Origin of the sequence: Breznakiella homolactica (assembly GCF_016616095.2) — a bacterium.
In the GTDB taxonomy this organism is placed as follows: domain Bacteria; phylum Spirochaetota; class Spirochaetia; order Treponematales; family Breznakiellaceae; genus Breznakiella; species Breznakiella homolactica.
In genome coordinates this window covers 2,650,422-2,665,925 of the sequence record NZ_CP067089.2, presented here as the reverse complement: position 1 = coordinate 2,665,925, position 15,504 = coordinate 2,650,422, and the positions used below count along the sequence as shown (strand labels likewise).

12 protein-coding genes are annotated in these 15,504 nt (G+C 54.9%); 10 read left to right on the top strand and 2 right to left on the bottom strand.

Going from position 1 to position 15,504, the window contains the following annotated elements:
• Window positions 1-4 precede the first annotated feature (4 nt).
• The 4 genes from JFL75_RS12030 to JFL75_RS12015 all read left to right on the top strand — a co-directional run bounded on the left by JFL75_RS12030 (window position 5) and on the right by JFL75_RS12015 (window position 4,297).
• Complete coding sequence (locus tag JFL75_RS12030) at window positions 5-1,855, top strand: 2-aminoethylphosphonate aminotransferase (protein WP_215626929.1); 1,851 nt, start codon at window positions 5-7, stop codon at window positions 1,853-1,855.
• A gap of 9 nt (window positions 1,856-1,864) precedes the next feature.
• A complete protein-coding gene (locus JFL75_RS12025; protein ID WP_215626928.1) occupies window positions 1,865-2,311 on the top strand; it encodes a C-GCAxxG-C-C family protein in 447 nt (148 codons plus the stop codon).
• Window positions 2,308-2,919, top strand: coding sequence for a DUF3157 family protein (locus JFL75_RS12020; RefSeq protein ID WP_215626927.1), 612 nt, complete (start codon window positions 2,308-2,310; stop codon window positions 2,917-2,919). The genes JFL75_RS12025 and JFL75_RS12020 overlap by 4 nt, the downstream gene beginning before the upstream one ends.
• A gap of 124 nt (window positions 2,920-3,043) precedes the next feature.
• On the top strand, window positions 3,044-4,297 hold the full coding sequence (locus JFL75_RS12015) for a CotH kinase family protein (RefSeq protein ID WP_215626926.1): 1,254 nt from the start codon (window positions 3,044-3,046) through the stop codon (window positions 4,295-4,297).
• A gap of 101 nt (window positions 4,298-4,398) precedes the next feature.
• Here JFL75_RS12015 and JFL75_RS12010 read toward each other — a convergent pair whose 3' ends face one another.
• Complete coding sequence (locus JFL75_RS12010; RefSeq protein WP_215626925.1) at window positions 4,399-5,295, bottom strand: helix-turn-helix transcriptional regulator; 897 nt, start codon at window positions 5,293-5,295, stop codon at window positions 4,399-4,401.
• Between the two features lie 179 nt (window positions 5,296-5,474).
• On the opposite strand from JFL75_RS12010, the gene JFL75_RS12005 reads away from it, so the two are divergent.
• From JFL75_RS12005 to aspA, 5 genes are all read left to right on the top strand, one after another.
• Entirely contained in the window at window positions 5,475-7,658 is a 2,184-nt protein-coding gene (locus JFL75_RS12005; RefSeq protein ID WP_215626924.1) for an FAD-dependent oxidoreductase, read from the top strand.
• A gap of 11 nt (window positions 7,659-7,669) precedes the next feature.
• Entirely contained in the window at window positions 7,670-8,941 is a 1,272-nt protein-coding gene (locus tag JFL75_RS12000) for an ABC transporter substrate-binding protein (RefSeq protein WP_215626923.1), read from the top strand.
• A 39-nt stretch (window positions 8,942-8,980) separates the two neighbouring features.
• On the top strand, window positions 8,981-9,871 hold the full coding sequence (locus tag JFL75_RS11995) for a carbohydrate ABC transporter permease (protein WP_215626922.1): 891 nt from the start codon (window positions 8,981-8,983) through the stop codon (window positions 9,869-9,871).
• The gene (locus JFL75_RS11990; RefSeq protein ID WP_223292638.1) at window positions 9,868-10,725 is read left to right on the top strand and encodes a carbohydrate ABC transporter permease; all 858 of its coding nucleotides are present in this window, start codon (window positions 9,868-9,870) and stop codon (window positions 10,723-10,725) included. The genes JFL75_RS11995 and JFL75_RS11990 overlap by 4 nt, the downstream gene beginning before the upstream one ends.
• 326 nt (window positions 10,726-11,051) lie before the next feature.
• Window positions 11,052-12,488: an aspartate ammonia-lyase gene (aspA, locus tag JFL75_RS11985; protein WP_215626921.1), complete on the top strand. Its 1,437-nt coding sequence runs from the start codon at window positions 11,052-11,054 to the stop codon at window positions 12,486-12,488.
• Between the two features lie 466 nt (window positions 12,489-12,954).
• Here the strand turns inward: aspA and JFL75_RS11980 are convergent, their stop codons facing one another.
• Window positions 12,955-13,872: a helix-turn-helix transcriptional regulator gene (locus JFL75_RS11980; RefSeq protein WP_215626920.1), complete on the bottom strand. Its 918-nt coding sequence runs from the start codon at window positions 13,870-13,872 to the stop codon at window positions 12,955-12,957.
• A gap of 147 nt (window positions 13,873-14,019) precedes the next feature.
• On the opposite strand from JFL75_RS11980, the gene JFL75_RS11975 reads away from it, so the two are divergent.
• A complete protein-coding gene (locus tag JFL75_RS11975; RefSeq protein WP_215626919.1) occupies window positions 14,020-15,474 on the top strand; it encodes a sulfatase family protein in 1,455 nt (484 codons plus the stop codon).
• Window positions 15,475-15,504 lie beyond the last annotated feature (30 nt).

Here is a 15,504-nt window from a genome sequence, read left to right as displayed (position 1 = left end):
ACGTATGGTACGGCAGGCGATAATTATGGCGGCTGGTCTCGGGACCAGACTGAAGGGCAGGACCGCCGAAATGCCCAAGGGATTTCTTGAAATTGAGGGGACTCCCATTGTTGAATGGTCGGTCCGGAAACTGATAGCCGCGGGCATTGAGGAAATCATCATCGGCACCGGCCACTGCGCCGAGTGGTACGAAGAACTCGCGCGGAAATACCCCTGTATCACTCTGGTGAATAATCCCGAGTACGCGGACACGGGCAGTATGGGAACCCTGGCCATCTGCGCGGAGAAGGCCCGCGGTACGGTCCTTGTGCTGGAGTCGGATCTCATATACGACAGCATCGGCCTTTTCGTGCTCATAAACGACAGCCGGCCCAATGTGATCCTCGCGTCGGGAAAGACAAAATCCGGGGATGAGGTATACCTCGAAACCAACAGCAGCCAGTACCTTCTGATGAATTCAAAAAACAAGGATTCCCTGGGCTCCGTGTACGCCGAACTGGTGGGTGTCACCAAACTCAGCAAAGGTACCCTCGATGCCATGACCGCTTACTCAAAATCGCTTCTCCGGGAGAAGCCGAAAATGGAATACGAAGAAGCCATGTCCGCGGTCAGCCGTAAAGCCCTGGAAACAGGGGATGAACCCATCGCGGTGCGCAAGATTGAATATTATCCCTGGCGGGAAATTGACGATGAATCCCATTTCACTATGGCGGTCAATGAAGTATACCCCAGGATCCGGGAGTCCGAATCCCTCCGAATGGTCCGGCGGGAGGTGCTTCTCAATCCCGGACCGGCCACCACCACGGACAGCGTAAAATACGCCCAGGTCAGCGCCGATATCTGCCCCCGGGAAAAGGAATTCGGCCAGGTTATGGAATGGATAAGCACGGAATTGTCCTCCTTTGTCGGCGCTCCCGGTACGGTGGAAACCGTGCTGTTCGGCGGGTCCGGGACAGCCGCCGACGAGGTGATGATTTCTTCCTGCGTGCCCCAGGGGGCAAAGCTGCTGATCCTCGATAACGGCGCCTACGGGGACCGGTTCGCCAGAATCGCCGCCTCCTATTCAATTCCCCATGACGTGGAAAAAAGCTCTAGCCATGAACTGCCCGACGTCGGCCGGCTCAAGGAGAAGCTCCTCGCCGGCGGATACACCCATTTCGCGGTGGTGTACCACGAAACCACCACGGGTTTGCTTAACCCCGTGCCTGAGCTGTGCCGTTTCTGCGGTGAACACGGTATCACCACCATTGTGGACGCGGTCAGCGCCTTCGCGGCCATCCCCATAGATATGGAACGGGACGGCATTGATTTTATGGCCTCCACTTCCAATAAGAATATCCAGGGCATGGCCGGTGTGGCATTTGTATTCTGCCGGAAGCAGGCGCTGGAAAAAATCCGGGACTATCCGCCCAGGAGCTTTTATCTCAACCTGTGGCAGCAGTATTTGTATTTCAGCAAAACCGGGCAGACCCGGTTTACGCCGCCGGTGCAGACCATGTACGCCCTGCGCCAGGCGATCATCGAGACAAAGAATGAGACCATTGAGAAACGGTACGCGCGGTACGCCGGCTGCTGGGACGTTCTGGTCAGGAGCGTAAAAGCCATGGGGCTTTCCATGCTCGTACCGGAGAACGCCCAGTCAAAACTGATAACCGCCATACTGGAACCGGACAGCCCCAGGTACGATTTTGAGGCCCTCCACGATCTTGCCCGGAGCAGGGGTTTTACGATTTATCCCGGTAAATTGTCGGACGCGAATACCTTCCGCATCGCGAATATCGGGGACATTCAAATAGAAGAAATGGAACGTTTCGTGAAACTGCTGAGCGATTATATGGAAGGTATCAGGAAATAAGGAGCTGCCATGACGAGAGCGGAGAAAGCCGTGGAAAAAAACAAGGAAGGGTACAACTGCGCCCAATCGGTGCTGTACGCCTTCGCGGCGGACTGCGGTCTGGATGCGGAAACCGGTATGGCCTTATCCACGGGATTCGGCGCCGGCATCGGACGGACCCAGGGAATCTGCGGCGCCGCAAGCGGTGCCGTCATGGCGTTGGGTCTCAAATACGGTAAACGGAATGATACCGAAGGCAGGGAAAAAATTGAGGACTGCTACAACAGGGTTCAGGAATTTCTCCGCGCCTTTGCCGCCGAAGCGGGTTCAACCCAATGCCGGGAGCTGCTTTCCGGCTGCGATTTGTCCACGGAGGAAGGCAAGGCTTACTTCAAAGAACATAACTTAAAGGAAACCTGCCTCAGCTGTATACGCCTTTCCTGTGATTTGGCGCAGGAAGCCATGGAGGAAAAATGAAGATAAAACTTTTCTGGGGCTGCGCCCTGGTTCTGCTGTGCGGCGCTCTTTTCGCCGAGGAAACCGTAATCCTGCGGAACGGCCGCCGGGCAATTCTCCGCGATGATTTTACCTGGAGCTACGCGGAAACCGGATCCGCCGAAAGCGGCATTCTGGAACTGAATACGACCCCGGATCTGACCACGGAACTCCGGAGCAAAACCGGCAAGTTTTCGGTATTTTACAATCCCTCCGAATGGGTCCCGGCGACAGGTCTTAACCCCGATGCGGAATTCCAGTTCCAGAATGCCGATAACACCGGTTACGGTATTGTCCTTCACGACGGTCTTTCGATTTCACCGGAACAGATGAAGAGTATTCTGATTTTCAACGCGCGGAACATTGATCCCGATACGGAAATACTCGAATCCCAAAAGGCCATTGTCAACGGAGCCGAGGGCGAAATTATCACTTATGCCGCCAGGTTCGAAACCCTGCGGTTTATCTTTTATGCCCTGGTAACGAATAACGAAAAAGGGACCATACAGTTTACTTTTTATACCCTGGATTCCGTTTTCGACCAGCTCAAACCGCAGTTCCAGCGGGCCATGGCGGGCCTCATTTTTTAATCGAGGCGGCGCGCCGGGCAGTTTGATTTACATCATGCTTTAATTTAGTGTACTATACAGAAAATAGGTTATAATCGGGAAAATATATTATAGAAGATATTTTCCTTAAATTAGGAATATACCAATGAAAGTAACGTTTAAATCCGTATTTGCCGCCGGCCTCGTGCTGCTGCTGTTATCCTCCTGTTCAAGGACGGAAATTAAGGATACCGCCAGGGAACGGCTGCGGGGTACCGTAAAGCTGGAGCAGGTCAATACCGGAATACCGGTGGTGCACATTAACACCGCCGGCGGTGTGCCCATTACCACCAAGGGCGGAGCGTATATAAACGCTGATATAACAATCACCGATCCGAATAACGCGGACAACAATATTGAGACCACAACGGGTATCCGCGGGCGGGGAAATACCACATGGACCCACCCGAAAAAACCGTACCGGCTTAAGTTTGATGAAAAAATTTCACTCTTTGGCCTTGAAAAAGCCAAAAGCTGGGTGCTGCTGGCCAATTACCAGGACCCGACATTGATCATGAATACCGTCGCCTTTGAACTGGGCCACCGGTTTGGCCTTCCTTTCACCAATCACTATAACCACGTTGAAGTGATTCTGAATGGAGTATACCAGGGCAGCTATGTGCTGACCGAGCAGGTGCAGGTTAACAAGGGCCGGGTCGATATTGATGAGAAGACGGGCTTTTTTCTGGAACTGGACCGGTACTATGACGACGAACCTAAATTTAGATCGGCTATTCTCGGACTGCCGGTGATGATCAAATCCCCTGAGGGGCTGTCCGGTCAATCCAGTTATGCTTTTATCATCGACGCAGTGAATGAACTGGAAGCGGCCCTGTTCGCCGATTCGTTTCCCAATAACAATTACCGCGACCTCATAGATATAGATATTTTTATTGATTACGTCATGATTAACGAAATACTGAAAAACGTGGATCTCCAGATGCCGGGCAGCGTGTATATGTACCGGGACGGCACCGAGGGAGCCCGGATCGGTATGGGGCCTCTGTGGGATTTTGACTACGGGTTCAACGGCGCCGGCGAGTATTTTAAGGACGCCACCGGGATGTTTTACAACACGGTCTACCGGGAAGGCCCGGGCGGAAAATTCTTCAACCGGTTCTTTGAGGATCCCGATTTCAGGGTGATGTACAAAGCCCGCTGGAATGAGAAATACGCTGATATCGCGAGCATGGAATCGTTTATAGAAAAGATGGGGCCAATGCTGGAAAAATCATCGGATCTTAACTCCAAGGTCTGGTGGTGGAATAAGGTCAATTACCTGGAAGAAATCGGAAAAATGAAAACCTGGTGGAAAAACCGGGTTGAGTATTTAAATACTGAAATAAACCAGAACTTCTGAACCGGCGTCCCATAGGACTGGAGAGAATATCATTTCCGCCGTTGCCGCCCCGGTATTTTTCATGAATCCTGGGGCGTTTTTTTTATTCCCGCGCAACAGACTCAGGAGTACCGCCGCCGGAATTCCGACGGCGTATTGCCAACCAGCTGGGTAAAAACCCTGGAGAAATAATTCGGGTCATTGAATCCCACATCCATGGCGATGGCGGTCATCTTGTCCTTGGTATGCAGGAGCCGGTGCTTGGCGTGCTCTATCCGTACTTTATTTATGTACGTATTCACATTCATGCTGACCCGTTTTTTGAAACTGTGGTTTATATAGGATTCGCTGCAGTAGCAGTAACTGGCCACATCCCTGACCAGGATCTGGGACGCGAAGTTCCGGCTTATGTATTCCAGGGCATGGGCTACGATCGTATCCTCGTGGGAGTTGTACCGCCTGGCGGGGAGCTTTTCCCCGGAGTGGATGTTTTTAAGATGGAGATAGGTGGTTGCCAGGTATTCTGCCACAATCTCGAGGAAGGTGAGCATCTGTTCCAGCCCGACGGCGGAAGGGACAATGTACCGGTCGAACAGCTCGCAGGCTTTTTCATAATCGATCTTCTGGGATGCCCGGCTTCTCCTGAGGATCAGATGCCGGGACAGATCCGGCCGTTCGATAAAAAATCCCGCGGTAATGGCGCCGAGAACAATATCATCGGCTTTAATCGGGATAACGTATTCGCCGACTCCGGCGTGGCAGACCCCGTAAAAAGGTTTACCCCCGGCGCATTTGATGGCCATGGGCCGCATCATATCCACACAGCAGAAATACTGTTTATGGTCCGCCTTGATATACATACAAAACGGGTTCGTATGGGCAAGGTAGGGCTGGAGAACCCTGTCGAGTTCCTTGTCTATGGGAATGAATCCCGAAAAATCCTTCACGCATATGCTCAGGCTGTACTGATTGGAAACATACTCCAGAAACTGCGCCATTTTCGCGTACCGTGCGTCCATGTCCTACTCCTCTGCAGAATAATCCAGATATTCTGCAGATTATTTAATGTCATACTGCTGAATTATGCTATTCTTAAATAGAATTAGGAAAAAACAGCAAAAAACCGGGATAATACCGGTTTTCTTACTCTATTGTAACATATTTTCCTGAAAATTCTGCAATTATTTTGGGGATTAGTATGGTTGAAACAGTTTCGGCTGATGTGGCTGTTATCGGCGCCGGTCCCGCGGGGGTATGCGCCGCCCTAGCCGCCGCCCGGGGCGGGGCGGCGGTGGTCCTTGCCGGGAACAGGCCGGTGATCGGCGGGAATTCCAGCAGCGAGATCAGGGTCTGGACCCGGGGCGCTTCCGGAGGCGGCAGCCTCTACAGTGAGGAAATGGGCATCCTCGGGGAGCTAAAGCTCCGCAACCTCTGTATGAACCCCGAAGCCAACGTGGTCTTCTGGGATGAGACCCTCCTGGATGCGGTCCTCGCCGAACCCCGGATTACTTTGTTCCTCAATACCCATATTACCGGAACATCCCTCGGGCCGGACCGGCTGATTGAATCGGTCCGGGGATTTCAGATGGGGTCGGAGAAGGAATTCATTTTTACTGCAAAGTACTTTATCGATGCCACCGGAGATGGCAGTATCGGAGCCCAGGCCGGGGTTCCCTTTACCATGGGCCGGGAAGGTCGGGACACCTACGGCGAAGCGGACGCTCCAGAGCAGGGAGATTCGAGAACCCTGGGGAGTACCATCTTTTTCATGACGAAACGGACAGACCGCCCCGTGGTATTCCATCCCCCGGAGTATGTCCATGGTCTCGAAAAAATCGGTGAGATTATTTCCCGGGGCGGACGGCTGGTTAACGAGACCCTTACGGGCTGCGATTATTGGTGGTTCGAATTCGGCGGTACGGAACACACCATAGCGGACAGCCAGGATATTGCCCTGGAGCTCAAACGGATTGCCCTGGGGGTCTGGAACTATATAAAGAACAGCGGACAGTTTGACGCGGACACCCTTACCCTAGAATGGGTCGGATCAATCCCGGGGAAACGGGAGTCCCGCCGTTTTACCGGAGCCTATGTGCTCAAACAGCAGGATGTGGTTTCCCGCAGAGAATTTGAGGATACCGTGGCGTACGGCGGCTGGTACATGGACTTCCATCCCGCCGGGGGGGTGTACACCGATGAGGATAACTGCGTACAGCTGCCGGTTTTCATCTATAATATTCCCCTCCGCAGTCTGTACAATCCTGACTTCCCAAACCTGTATTTTGCCGGCCGGGATATCAGCGTAAGCCACGCGGTGTTTTCCTCTTCGCGGATCATGAACACCTGTGCCCTTACCGGCCACGCGGCGGGGCAGGCGGCGGCGTATTCCGCGGTGAACAATCTGCCCCCCGCCGGGATGCGGGTTCCGCAGATCCGTGAAGTTCAGGATCTTCTTATTTCCGGCGATCTGGAAGTTCCCGGGCAGAAGCGCAGCGCCGTGACCAACCTTGCCGGAACCGCGGCGGTTACCGTCTCTTCGGTATTTGAAGATTTCGGTTCCCTGCCGGAACAGGGCGGGAAGGATCTCGCGCTGACGGCGGAGTGGTTCCTGGTACTCACAAAAAAAGCCGGTGCCCGGGACTGCGCCGTTCTGGCGGTAAGCCAAAAGCCGGTCCCGGTCCGCTGCACCATTTCGAAGCAGCCGGTCCCCTCCCGGCTTGCGGCCGACCCCCTGGCGGAACCGACGGTGCTGGAGATTCCCGCCGGAGAAAACTGGGTGACGGTTTCGTTCCCGCAGTCCTATAGTGATTATGAAGGATTCGTAGTTGTAAGCGGCGAAGCGGCTTCGGGGGTTTCACTGAAAACAACGGATATTCAGACCACCGGGTTTCTGGCGGGACTCAAATGGTCGGCGGATTACCGGTATCCGAAAATCAGGGCCGATATCTCCGGTGTGTACGGTGCGGAGAACCTGGGGGACGGTGCCACCCGGCCGTATACCATGCCCCGGTCGTGGCTCTCCGGCGCTGAAAAAGAACCATCCGTCACCTTTGAGTGGGATTCCCCGAAGGAAATAAAAGAAGTCCGGCTGTTCTTCAATCCCGATCTCAGCCGGGAACTGCCTTCCTCTATTACCTGTTCCCTGGACGAGAACCATATCTTTACACCCCGGACGGGAATGCCCCCGGAACTGGTAAAGGGCTACCGGGTGGAGATCCGTTCCGGCGGAGCCTGGAAGACCGCCGCGGAAGTACGGGATAACTGGCGGCGGCTGTCGGTGTGCAGATTCGCCGAAGTCACCAGCGGCGACGCCCTGCGTGTTATTGTGGAATCAACATACGGAAGCCCCCGGGCGGAAGTATTTGAGATAGAGATTTATTAAGGAGGAAGATTATGAAAAAAGCCATTAGTGTAGTATGTATGCTCCTCGCTTTTTCCGCGGCGGTTTTTGCAGGCGGAAGCGGCGACTCGGGATCCGCGAAACAGGGATCCGGAATTGTCTGGTGCGGCTGGTCCGGCGAGGAAGAGGCTTCCCGGGAAATCTTTACCTGGATGCGGACGAGCTGGGAGGAACAGAATCCCGGAAAGACCGTTACCTGGATCGGCTGGCCCTGGGCGGAAACTGCGACCCAGCTGGTTATCAGGAACCAGGGGAACGAGCGGATCGATATCGCCCAGGTGGATATCGGCATCTTCGCGACCATTGCCGCCACGGGCAGCCTGGCCGACTGGAACGACCTGGCCGGTACCGGGTACCTCAAAGATAATTTTGAGGAAGCATCCCTGGCAGTGGGGCAAATCGGTGGAAAACAACTCGGTCTTCCCTGGTCCATCGCATCCATTGGCATGATTTACAACCCCGAAATCCTGGCGAAAGCGGGTTATTCCGAACCGCCCAAAACCGTGGCCGAATTCGAGCAGTGCCTGGAGGCAATCGCGAAACTCCCCGGGGACATTATTCCCTATGGTGTGGCTACAAAGGACGCCACCGCGGCCAATGACTTCATGCCCTGGCTGTGGACGTTCGGCGGACGCATGTACGACGCCAATGGAAATGTTACGGTCAACAACACCCAGGGTGTGCAGGCCCTGACCTGGTACAAGAACCTGATGGACAAAAAATTGATCCGCACCAATATGAGCCGGTTCGACGCCCGGCAGCTCTTTGCCCAGGGACGGATCGCGTTCTACGACGACGCCATCCTGGCCAAGGGAATCGCAGTGGGCAACGGCGTTCCCGAAGACCGGCTGCCCCAGGTCGCCCGGCCCATGGTCCGCCCGGTGCTGAATACCGGTGACAAACCCCGTTCCATGATGTGGGGCCACATGCTGGTGGTCTTCAATAAATCGAACGATAAGGACGATGCCGTATCCTTTGCCAAGCATCTGGTGAGCAAGGATGTTTCCATGCGGTATTTCTCCCGGAATGGCATGCCGCCGGTGCTCAAGCCGGTTATCGCCAGCCCCGAGGTGCAGAACGATTACTGGGTAAGCAACTGGAGCCGGATTACCGCCACGGGAGAAATCGGCGAGTTCGATCTTAACCCCCAGAAAAACCAGCTCACCACGATAATCGCTGAGGAACTGCAGGCCTGCCTTACCGGTGACAAAACACCCCAGAAGGCTGCGGATGACGCGGCGTCCCGGATGAAGAACGTCCGCTAACATTGAGAACCGCCCCGGCGGCGGAAGGAGGACCCTTGTATGGACACAGGAAAACGAAAGGGAATCAGTGATGGCCAGACCGGCCTTCTGCTGGCGCTTCCGGCGATAGCCGTCTTCTGCGCGATTATTCTGTATCCCTTTATCAATTCCGTGGGGATGAGTTTTACCAACAAGAGCCTTCTTTCGCCGTCGGTCGCTTTTGTGGGGCTGCAGAATTATATTCAGCTTTTTACGGACACGAACTTTTTCGGAGTACTGAAAAATACCCTTGTGTTTGTCCTGGCCGCCACCCTGCTGCCCTTTGCCCTGGGCTTTGTCTGGGCCATCATATTGAACATGAAATTCCGGGGATCGGAGCTGCTCCGGGGAATAACCCTGGTAAACTGGATCATCCCCGGGGTGGCCATCGGGTTTCTCTGGATGTGGATATTCCACGGGGAATACGGCGTGTTCAACGGGATCCTGAAAATGACCGGCCTCATCAATGAAAACATAAACTGGCTTGGCCAGACCAAAACCGCCATGGGGGTGGTGGTTATCGCCAGGACCTGGCAGATGCTGCCCTGGTATATGGCGTTCCTCCTGGGCGGGCTCCAGGGAATATCCGGGGACCAGCTCGAAGCGGTCCGCATGGACGGCGCCGGAAACATCCGGTCCTTCATGTATATAGTGCTCCCGGAGATGAAAGGAATTATTTCCCTGGTGCTCATCCTGGGGACCATCGGGAATCTCCAGCATTTCGACCTTATCTGGGTCATGACCGAAGGCGGTCCCGCCCGGGCGACAACCACACTTTCAATTGAAGTGTACCGGAACGCCTTCAAATACTACAACATGGGGTTTGCCGCCGCGGTGGGAACCGTCTGGGCAATCCTGCTGGGATGTTTCAGTTTTGTGTACGTCAAACGGGTACAGGAGGGTGGAAAATGAAAAGAAGCCGGGGATCCCAAACAAAACTGTTCCTGCCGACTCCCGGATTTCGGGTGTTCTTCTTCGTGTTTTTAATCGCCATCGGTGTCTTTGTATTTTTCCCCCAGCTTTGGATGATCAATACATCCTTCAAAACATCGGCGGACACCTTCAAGCTTACCTTCTTTTCGAACCCTACCTTGGAAAATTTCCGCAAGGTGGTGTCGGACCCGAAGATTCTGACATACCTGAAGAACTCACTTTTCGTGTCCCTGTCGTCGAGTTTCCTGGCGACCTTCGTCTCGGTCTTCGCGGGTTACAGTTTTTCCAAATACCGGTACCGGGGCCGGAAGTCCCTGATGACCCTGGTTATGATCAGCCAGGCCTTTCCCCAGGCGGTACTGCTTATTTCAATTTACCTCATGATGCAGCGGCTCGGGCTCCTGGACAACTACCTTTCGATCATCCTGTCCTACATCACCTTTACCCTGCCGGTGGGGACCTGGACCCTTAAATCGTATTTCGACCAGATTCCTGATTCCTTGATAGAATCCGCCAAGGTGGACGGCGCCGGTACGGTGATGACGATCTTCAGGATAATTCTGCCCCTGGCGGTACCGGGGATGATCTCCATCGCTATTTACGGGTTTGTCTGGAGCTGGAACGATCTGATTTATTCCCTGACCCTGATAACCCGGTCGGATCTCCGGACCCTTGCCCCCGGATTGCAGCTTACCTATTTGGGAGAATTCCAGAGCAACTGGGGAAACATGATGGCCGCGTCCCTGTTCTCGTCGATCCCCGTAACCATCATGTTCATCTTCCTCCAGAAGTATTTCATCGCAGGACTAACCTCCGGGGCCGTGAAAGGGTAGGCCGGAAATACCCGGGAACCCGGAGTGGGGGTAGCGTAAGATTTGCCGCCAAAGGCGGCAAGTCTGGAGCGAGGGGGAGCAGCCCTCCCCGCGAAGGGCAGTACCGAGCCGGTTAAACCGGAAAGCACCCGGGCCGTAACGGTAACGCCGGGTGGCGTATAGAAAGGGGATTGAGCGACTTTCTAGGCCGAAGGCCGACGAGGAGCCAATCCCCTTTCTATACGACAGGACCCGCGGACCCGTCACCCCCTGGTGCTTTCCGGCTTGTCAGACTCGGCGCTCCCCCGCCTGTTGCGGATATTCATTCTTTGTCTTACTATCCATATATGGACATTACGCAGCGCCCGCTTTCGGGCAAGGTACGCCTGGAACACGATCTTCTCGGGGATATGAACGTTCCGGTGGAGTATTATTTCGGCATACAGACCATGCGGGCTCTGGAGAATTTCCACATAAGCCGGGTGAGGCTGTATTTTTTTCCGGAATTCATCAAAGCCCTGGCGGATGTTAAGGAAGCCGCCGCCATGACGAACCGGGATCTGGGGCTCCTGGATCCGGTGATCGCCTCCGCGATTATCGAAGCCTGCGGCGAAGTACGGGAGGGCGGATTCAATAACCAGTTCGTGGTTGATATGGTCCAGGGGGGTGCCGGTACTTCCACCAATATGAACGCCAACGAGGTCATTGCCAACCGGGCCCTGGAAATCCTGGGGCATCAGAAGGGTGAGTATAAATTCTGCCACCCCAACAACCACGTCAACCTGTCCCAGTCCACCAACGACGCGTACCCCACGGCTATTAAGATAGCTTTGATCAGGAGCATCGAAAAACTCATAACGTCCCTCAAGTGGCTTGTGGATGCTTTTCAGAGTAAAGGAACGGAATTTGCCCATGTGATCAAGATGGGCCGGACCCAGCTCCAGGACGCGGTTCCCATGACCCTTGGCCAGGAATTCGAAGCCTACGCCGCGACCCTGGCCGAAGAAGTTGACCGGCTGGAACAGAACATGAAGCTTTTCCTGGAAGTCAACATGGGCGCCACCGCCATCGGGACCGGGATCAACTCCGACCCGGATTATACCGGCCTCTGTGTCAAGCATCTGCGGAGTATCACCACCCTTCCCATCGTGGCCGCGAAAAACATGATCGAAGCCACCAGCGACACCGGGGCGTTTATCATGAACTCCTCCGCCCAGAAACGCCTGGCGGCAAAACTGTCGAAAATCTGCAACGACCTCCGGCTTTTGTCTTCGGGTCCCCGGGCGGGGTTCAACGAAATAAACCTTCCTGCCATGCAGCCCGGTTCGTCGATAATGCCCGGCAAGGTGAATCCCGTTATTCCCGAAGTGGTAAACCAGATCGCCTACCGGGTTATCGGCAACGATCTCACCGTTACCATGGCCGCGGAGGCGGGGCAGCTGGAACTGAATGTCATGGAGCCGATCATTGTCCACTGCCTCTTTGAAAGCATCGAAATGCTTATCAACGGCATGGATACCCTCAGGGACAAATGCATCACCGGCATCACTGCCAACGAGCAGATATGCCGGGACATGGTGTACAACAGCATCGGCCTGGTTACAGCCCTTAATCCCTACCTCGGCTACGAAGCGTCCACGGAACTCGCCAAGGAAGCACAGAAAACCGGCAAGGGTATTTACGAGCTGGTCCTGGAGCACAACCTCATGAGCAAGGAAGATCTGGACTGCGTTCTTCTGCCCGAGAATATGGTGAAACCCCGGCGAAAGGGCGACCGCTGCTGAGTAAGGGCACCTTCAGTATGCGGGGGAGCACCGGGACTGGCAATCCGGAAAGCACCCGAGGATAACGGTTCTGCGGGTCCTGTCGTATAAAAAGGGGATTGGCTCCTCGTCGGCCTTCGGCCTAGAAAGTCGCACAATCCCCTTTTTATACGCCACCCGGTGTTACCATCATCGGCGGGTGCTTTCCGGCTTAACCGGCTCAGTGCTGCCCTTCGCGGGAGGGCTGCTCCCCCTCGCTCCAGACTTGACGCCTATGGCATCAAGTCTTACGCTACCCCCACTTCTGGTTCCTGGGTTATGCCACCTGCGTCCGGTACCATACTTACCCGGAAATGGCCTCCGTCACCCATCCCTCCGATGAGCCGGCAAAGCAGCATGGGGTTTTACGGGTAACGCGGGGTGCCGGGATAGTATGGGGTATGAGCGACTTTCGAGGCCGAAGGCCGACGAGGAGCCATACCCCATACTATCCCGGCAGGACCCCCGATTCCGGTATCAGCCATGCTGCTTTGCCGGCAAGCAAAGTCTCCTGTTTCGGTGAATAGCCGAAGTGTTTTTTATAGGCCGCGGAAAATGACGATGTATTTTCGTAGCCGATCAATTCCGAAACCTCCGATACCTGGCAGTTGAAGTGGCGCAGCAGGGACCGGGCATGCTCCATCTTTATTTCCCGGACCTTTTCTCCCGGCGGCTTGCCGTAAAATACCATACAGAGCCGGGACAGGTGAGCCCGGCTTATGCCGGTAAAATCACTCATATCCCGCAGATCCCAGGGCTTATCCAGGGATGTGGCCACTGCTTTCCAGAGCCGGTTCATCTGTACCTGGTGCCGCCCCAGGGCGTGGTTCTGCTGCATCCTGAGTTCCCGCTTGAGGTAAATCATGAAGAGTTCCGCGTACAGTTCCTGGACCCGCCGGCCTTCGTCGTGGGTGGAAAGTTCCTCGCTGAGGATCGATTCCTGGATGGTATGGAGCCGCACCGCGTGTTCCGGGGTGCTGGCGGTGAGGATGCCCCAGTCGTCGAAGGGCGGGACAAGCCAGGCGCATTCCCGGCTGATCTGAAACCAGAGAATGGTCCAGGGAGTGGTGTGGGGCAGGTGAATATGGCCCTGGCCGTCGGCGTGAGAAAAAAAGATATCCGGCAGGCTGGTGACCACCGTGGTATCGTCTTCCATGGTAAAGGAACCTTTTCCGGATATTGTAAAAATCAATATGTGGTACGCCCGTTTCGTCGGCCTTTTTATGTATGAACCTTCATGGAAAGTACTGATTCCGCCGTTTAAAATTCCCATTTTGGAGAAAACCGTATCGGTGAGCATCCGGGACGGGATGAACCGTTCCACACAGCTTTGCGGAATCCGGTTGTATTCTCTGACAATCCTCATGGTATCAGTGTAGCACGGGTTGCTGTTTTTTTACAAATAATGAGACGAATTCATAAAACATTGATACCTTTGCCGATTGCTGGATCCCGGAACCGCCCCTAAGCTTATACTACCAAGAACAGTGATCTTTACTGAAAGGGTTGTACTATGGATGCACGAAAATCCCCCAATATCCTGTGGATCTGCACGGACCAGCAGCGGTTTGACACTCTGGGATGTTACGGGAATACCTTTGTTTCTACTCCGGTGCTGGATTCCCTTGCCCGGGAATCCGCTCTTTTTGAAAACGCCTTCTGCCAGTCGCCGGTGTGCACCCCCAGCCGGGGGAGTTTTTTAACCGGCCGGTATCCCGTGACCTCCCACACACGGCAGAACGGGGCGGATATTCCCCCCACGGAAAAACTCGTTACCAAAATCTTCCATGACGCCGGCTATTACTGCGGACTGTCGGGCAAGCTCCACCTCAGCGCCTGCAATCCCGCGGCGGGGGCCACGGAAATGGAACCGAGAATAAACGACGGATACGATGAATTCCACTGGTCCCACGATACGAGCCCATCATGGGGGATTCAGAATGAATATTACCGCTGGCTTAAGGAAGTCCATAATACCGGGTATAAAACGGAACAGCGCAGCGATACGAAATGGGTGCAGAACGGTATGCCCGTCGATCAAACCCAGGCGTACTGGTGCGCCCAAAAGGCAGTAGATTTTATTGAACAGAGGAAGGATTCAGGCAAACCCTGGCTGTTCAGCGTGAATATGTACGATCCCCACCATCCCTTTGACGCGCCGGAGGAGCTGCTCCAGCGGTATCTCGGTAAACTGGATGATATCCCCCTGCCGTCCTACCGCGCGGGGGAGGAACTGGAAAAACCCGTGTGGCAGCGCCAGGACCATACCGGGGCGTACAACCACAACGCCGGTTATCCTTATACGGAAATGTCCGATACGGACCATCGTCTGATCAGGGCTTCATACTGGGCCATGTGCGACCTCATCGACATGCAGGTCGGCCGCATGCTGGACGCCCTGGACGAGACCGGCCAGCGGGAAAACACCATCGTAATTTTTATGAGCGACCATGGGGAACTTCTGGGCGACCACGGGATATACCTTAAGGGGCCGTTCTTCTACGAATGCAGCGTGAAGGTTCCCCTGATCATCCACTGGAAAAACCGTATCGCGCCGAAAGGGTACAAAGCATTGGCGGAACTCAACGATCTGCCCCAGACACTTCTGGACCTCTGCGGCCTGCCCGCGTATGAAGGTATGCAGGGACAGTCCCTGGAGCCGCTTCTGGAAGGACGGACCGGCGACAGCCATCACGAATCGGTGTACTGCGAATACCTCAACGCCATGCCCTGGCACAAGGACCCGAAAGCCTTCGCCACCATGGTGCGGACGGACCGGTACAAACTGGTGGCCGCCCACAGCGACAACTCCGGGGAGCTTTACGACCTTGAGGAAGACCCCGGCGAACATACCAACCAGTACGGCAGTCCCCGGTACGCCGCGGTAAAAACCGAACTCCTTGAAAAACTGCTCAACCGCTGGTGCCATACCGCGGATCCTCTGCCGGTCCGAAAATCCGACTGGTAGTTTTTTAGTAATGGAGCCCGGGCCGGCCTG

Coding starts and splice junctions, on each gene's coding strand:
- JFL75_RS11980 (WP_215626920.1), bottom strand. CDS start 13,872: ATGAGGATTGTCAGAGAATACAACCGGATTCCGCAAAGCTGTGTGGAA.
- JFL75_RS12010 (WP_215626925.1), bottom strand. CDS start 5,295: ATGGACGCACGGTACGCGAAAATGGCGCAGTTTCTGGAGTATGTTTCC.
- JFL75_RS12020 (WP_215626927.1), top strand. CDS start 2,308: ATGAAGATAAAACTTTTCTGGGGCTGCGCCCTGGTTCTGCTGTGCGGC.
- JFL75_RS11990 (WP_223292638.1), top strand. CDS start 9,868: ATGAAAAGAAGCCGGGGATCCCAAACAAAACTGTTCCTGCCGACTCCC.
- JFL75_RS12030 (WP_215626929.1), top strand. CDS start 5: ATGGTACGGCAGGCGATAATTATGGCGGCTGGTCTCGGGACCAGACTG.
- JFL75_RS12005 (WP_215626924.1), top strand. CDS start 5,475: ATGGTTGAAACAGTTTCGGCTGATGTGGCTGTTATCGGCGCCGGTCCC.
- aspA (WP_215626921.1), top strand. CDS start 11,052: ATGGACATTACGCAGCGCCCGCTTTCGGGCAAGGTACGCCTGGAACAC.
- JFL75_RS12015 (WP_215626926.1), top strand. CDS start 3,044: ATGAAAGTAACGTTTAAATCCGTATTTGCCGCCGGCCTCGTGCTGCTG.
- JFL75_RS12025 (WP_215626928.1), top strand. CDS start 1,865: ATGACGAGAGCGGAGAAAGCCGTGGAAAAAAACAAGGAAGGGTACAAC.
- JFL75_RS12000 (WP_215626923.1), top strand. CDS start 7,670: ATGAAAAAAGCCATTAGTGTAGTATGTATGCTCCTCGCTTTTTCCGCG.
- JFL75_RS11975 (WP_215626919.1), top strand. CDS start 14,020: ATGGATGCACGAAAATCCCCCAATATCCTGTGGATCTGCACGGACCAG.
- JFL75_RS11995 (WP_215626922.1), top strand. CDS start 8,981: ATGGACACAGGAAAACGAAAGGGAATCAGTGATGGCCAGACCGGCCTT.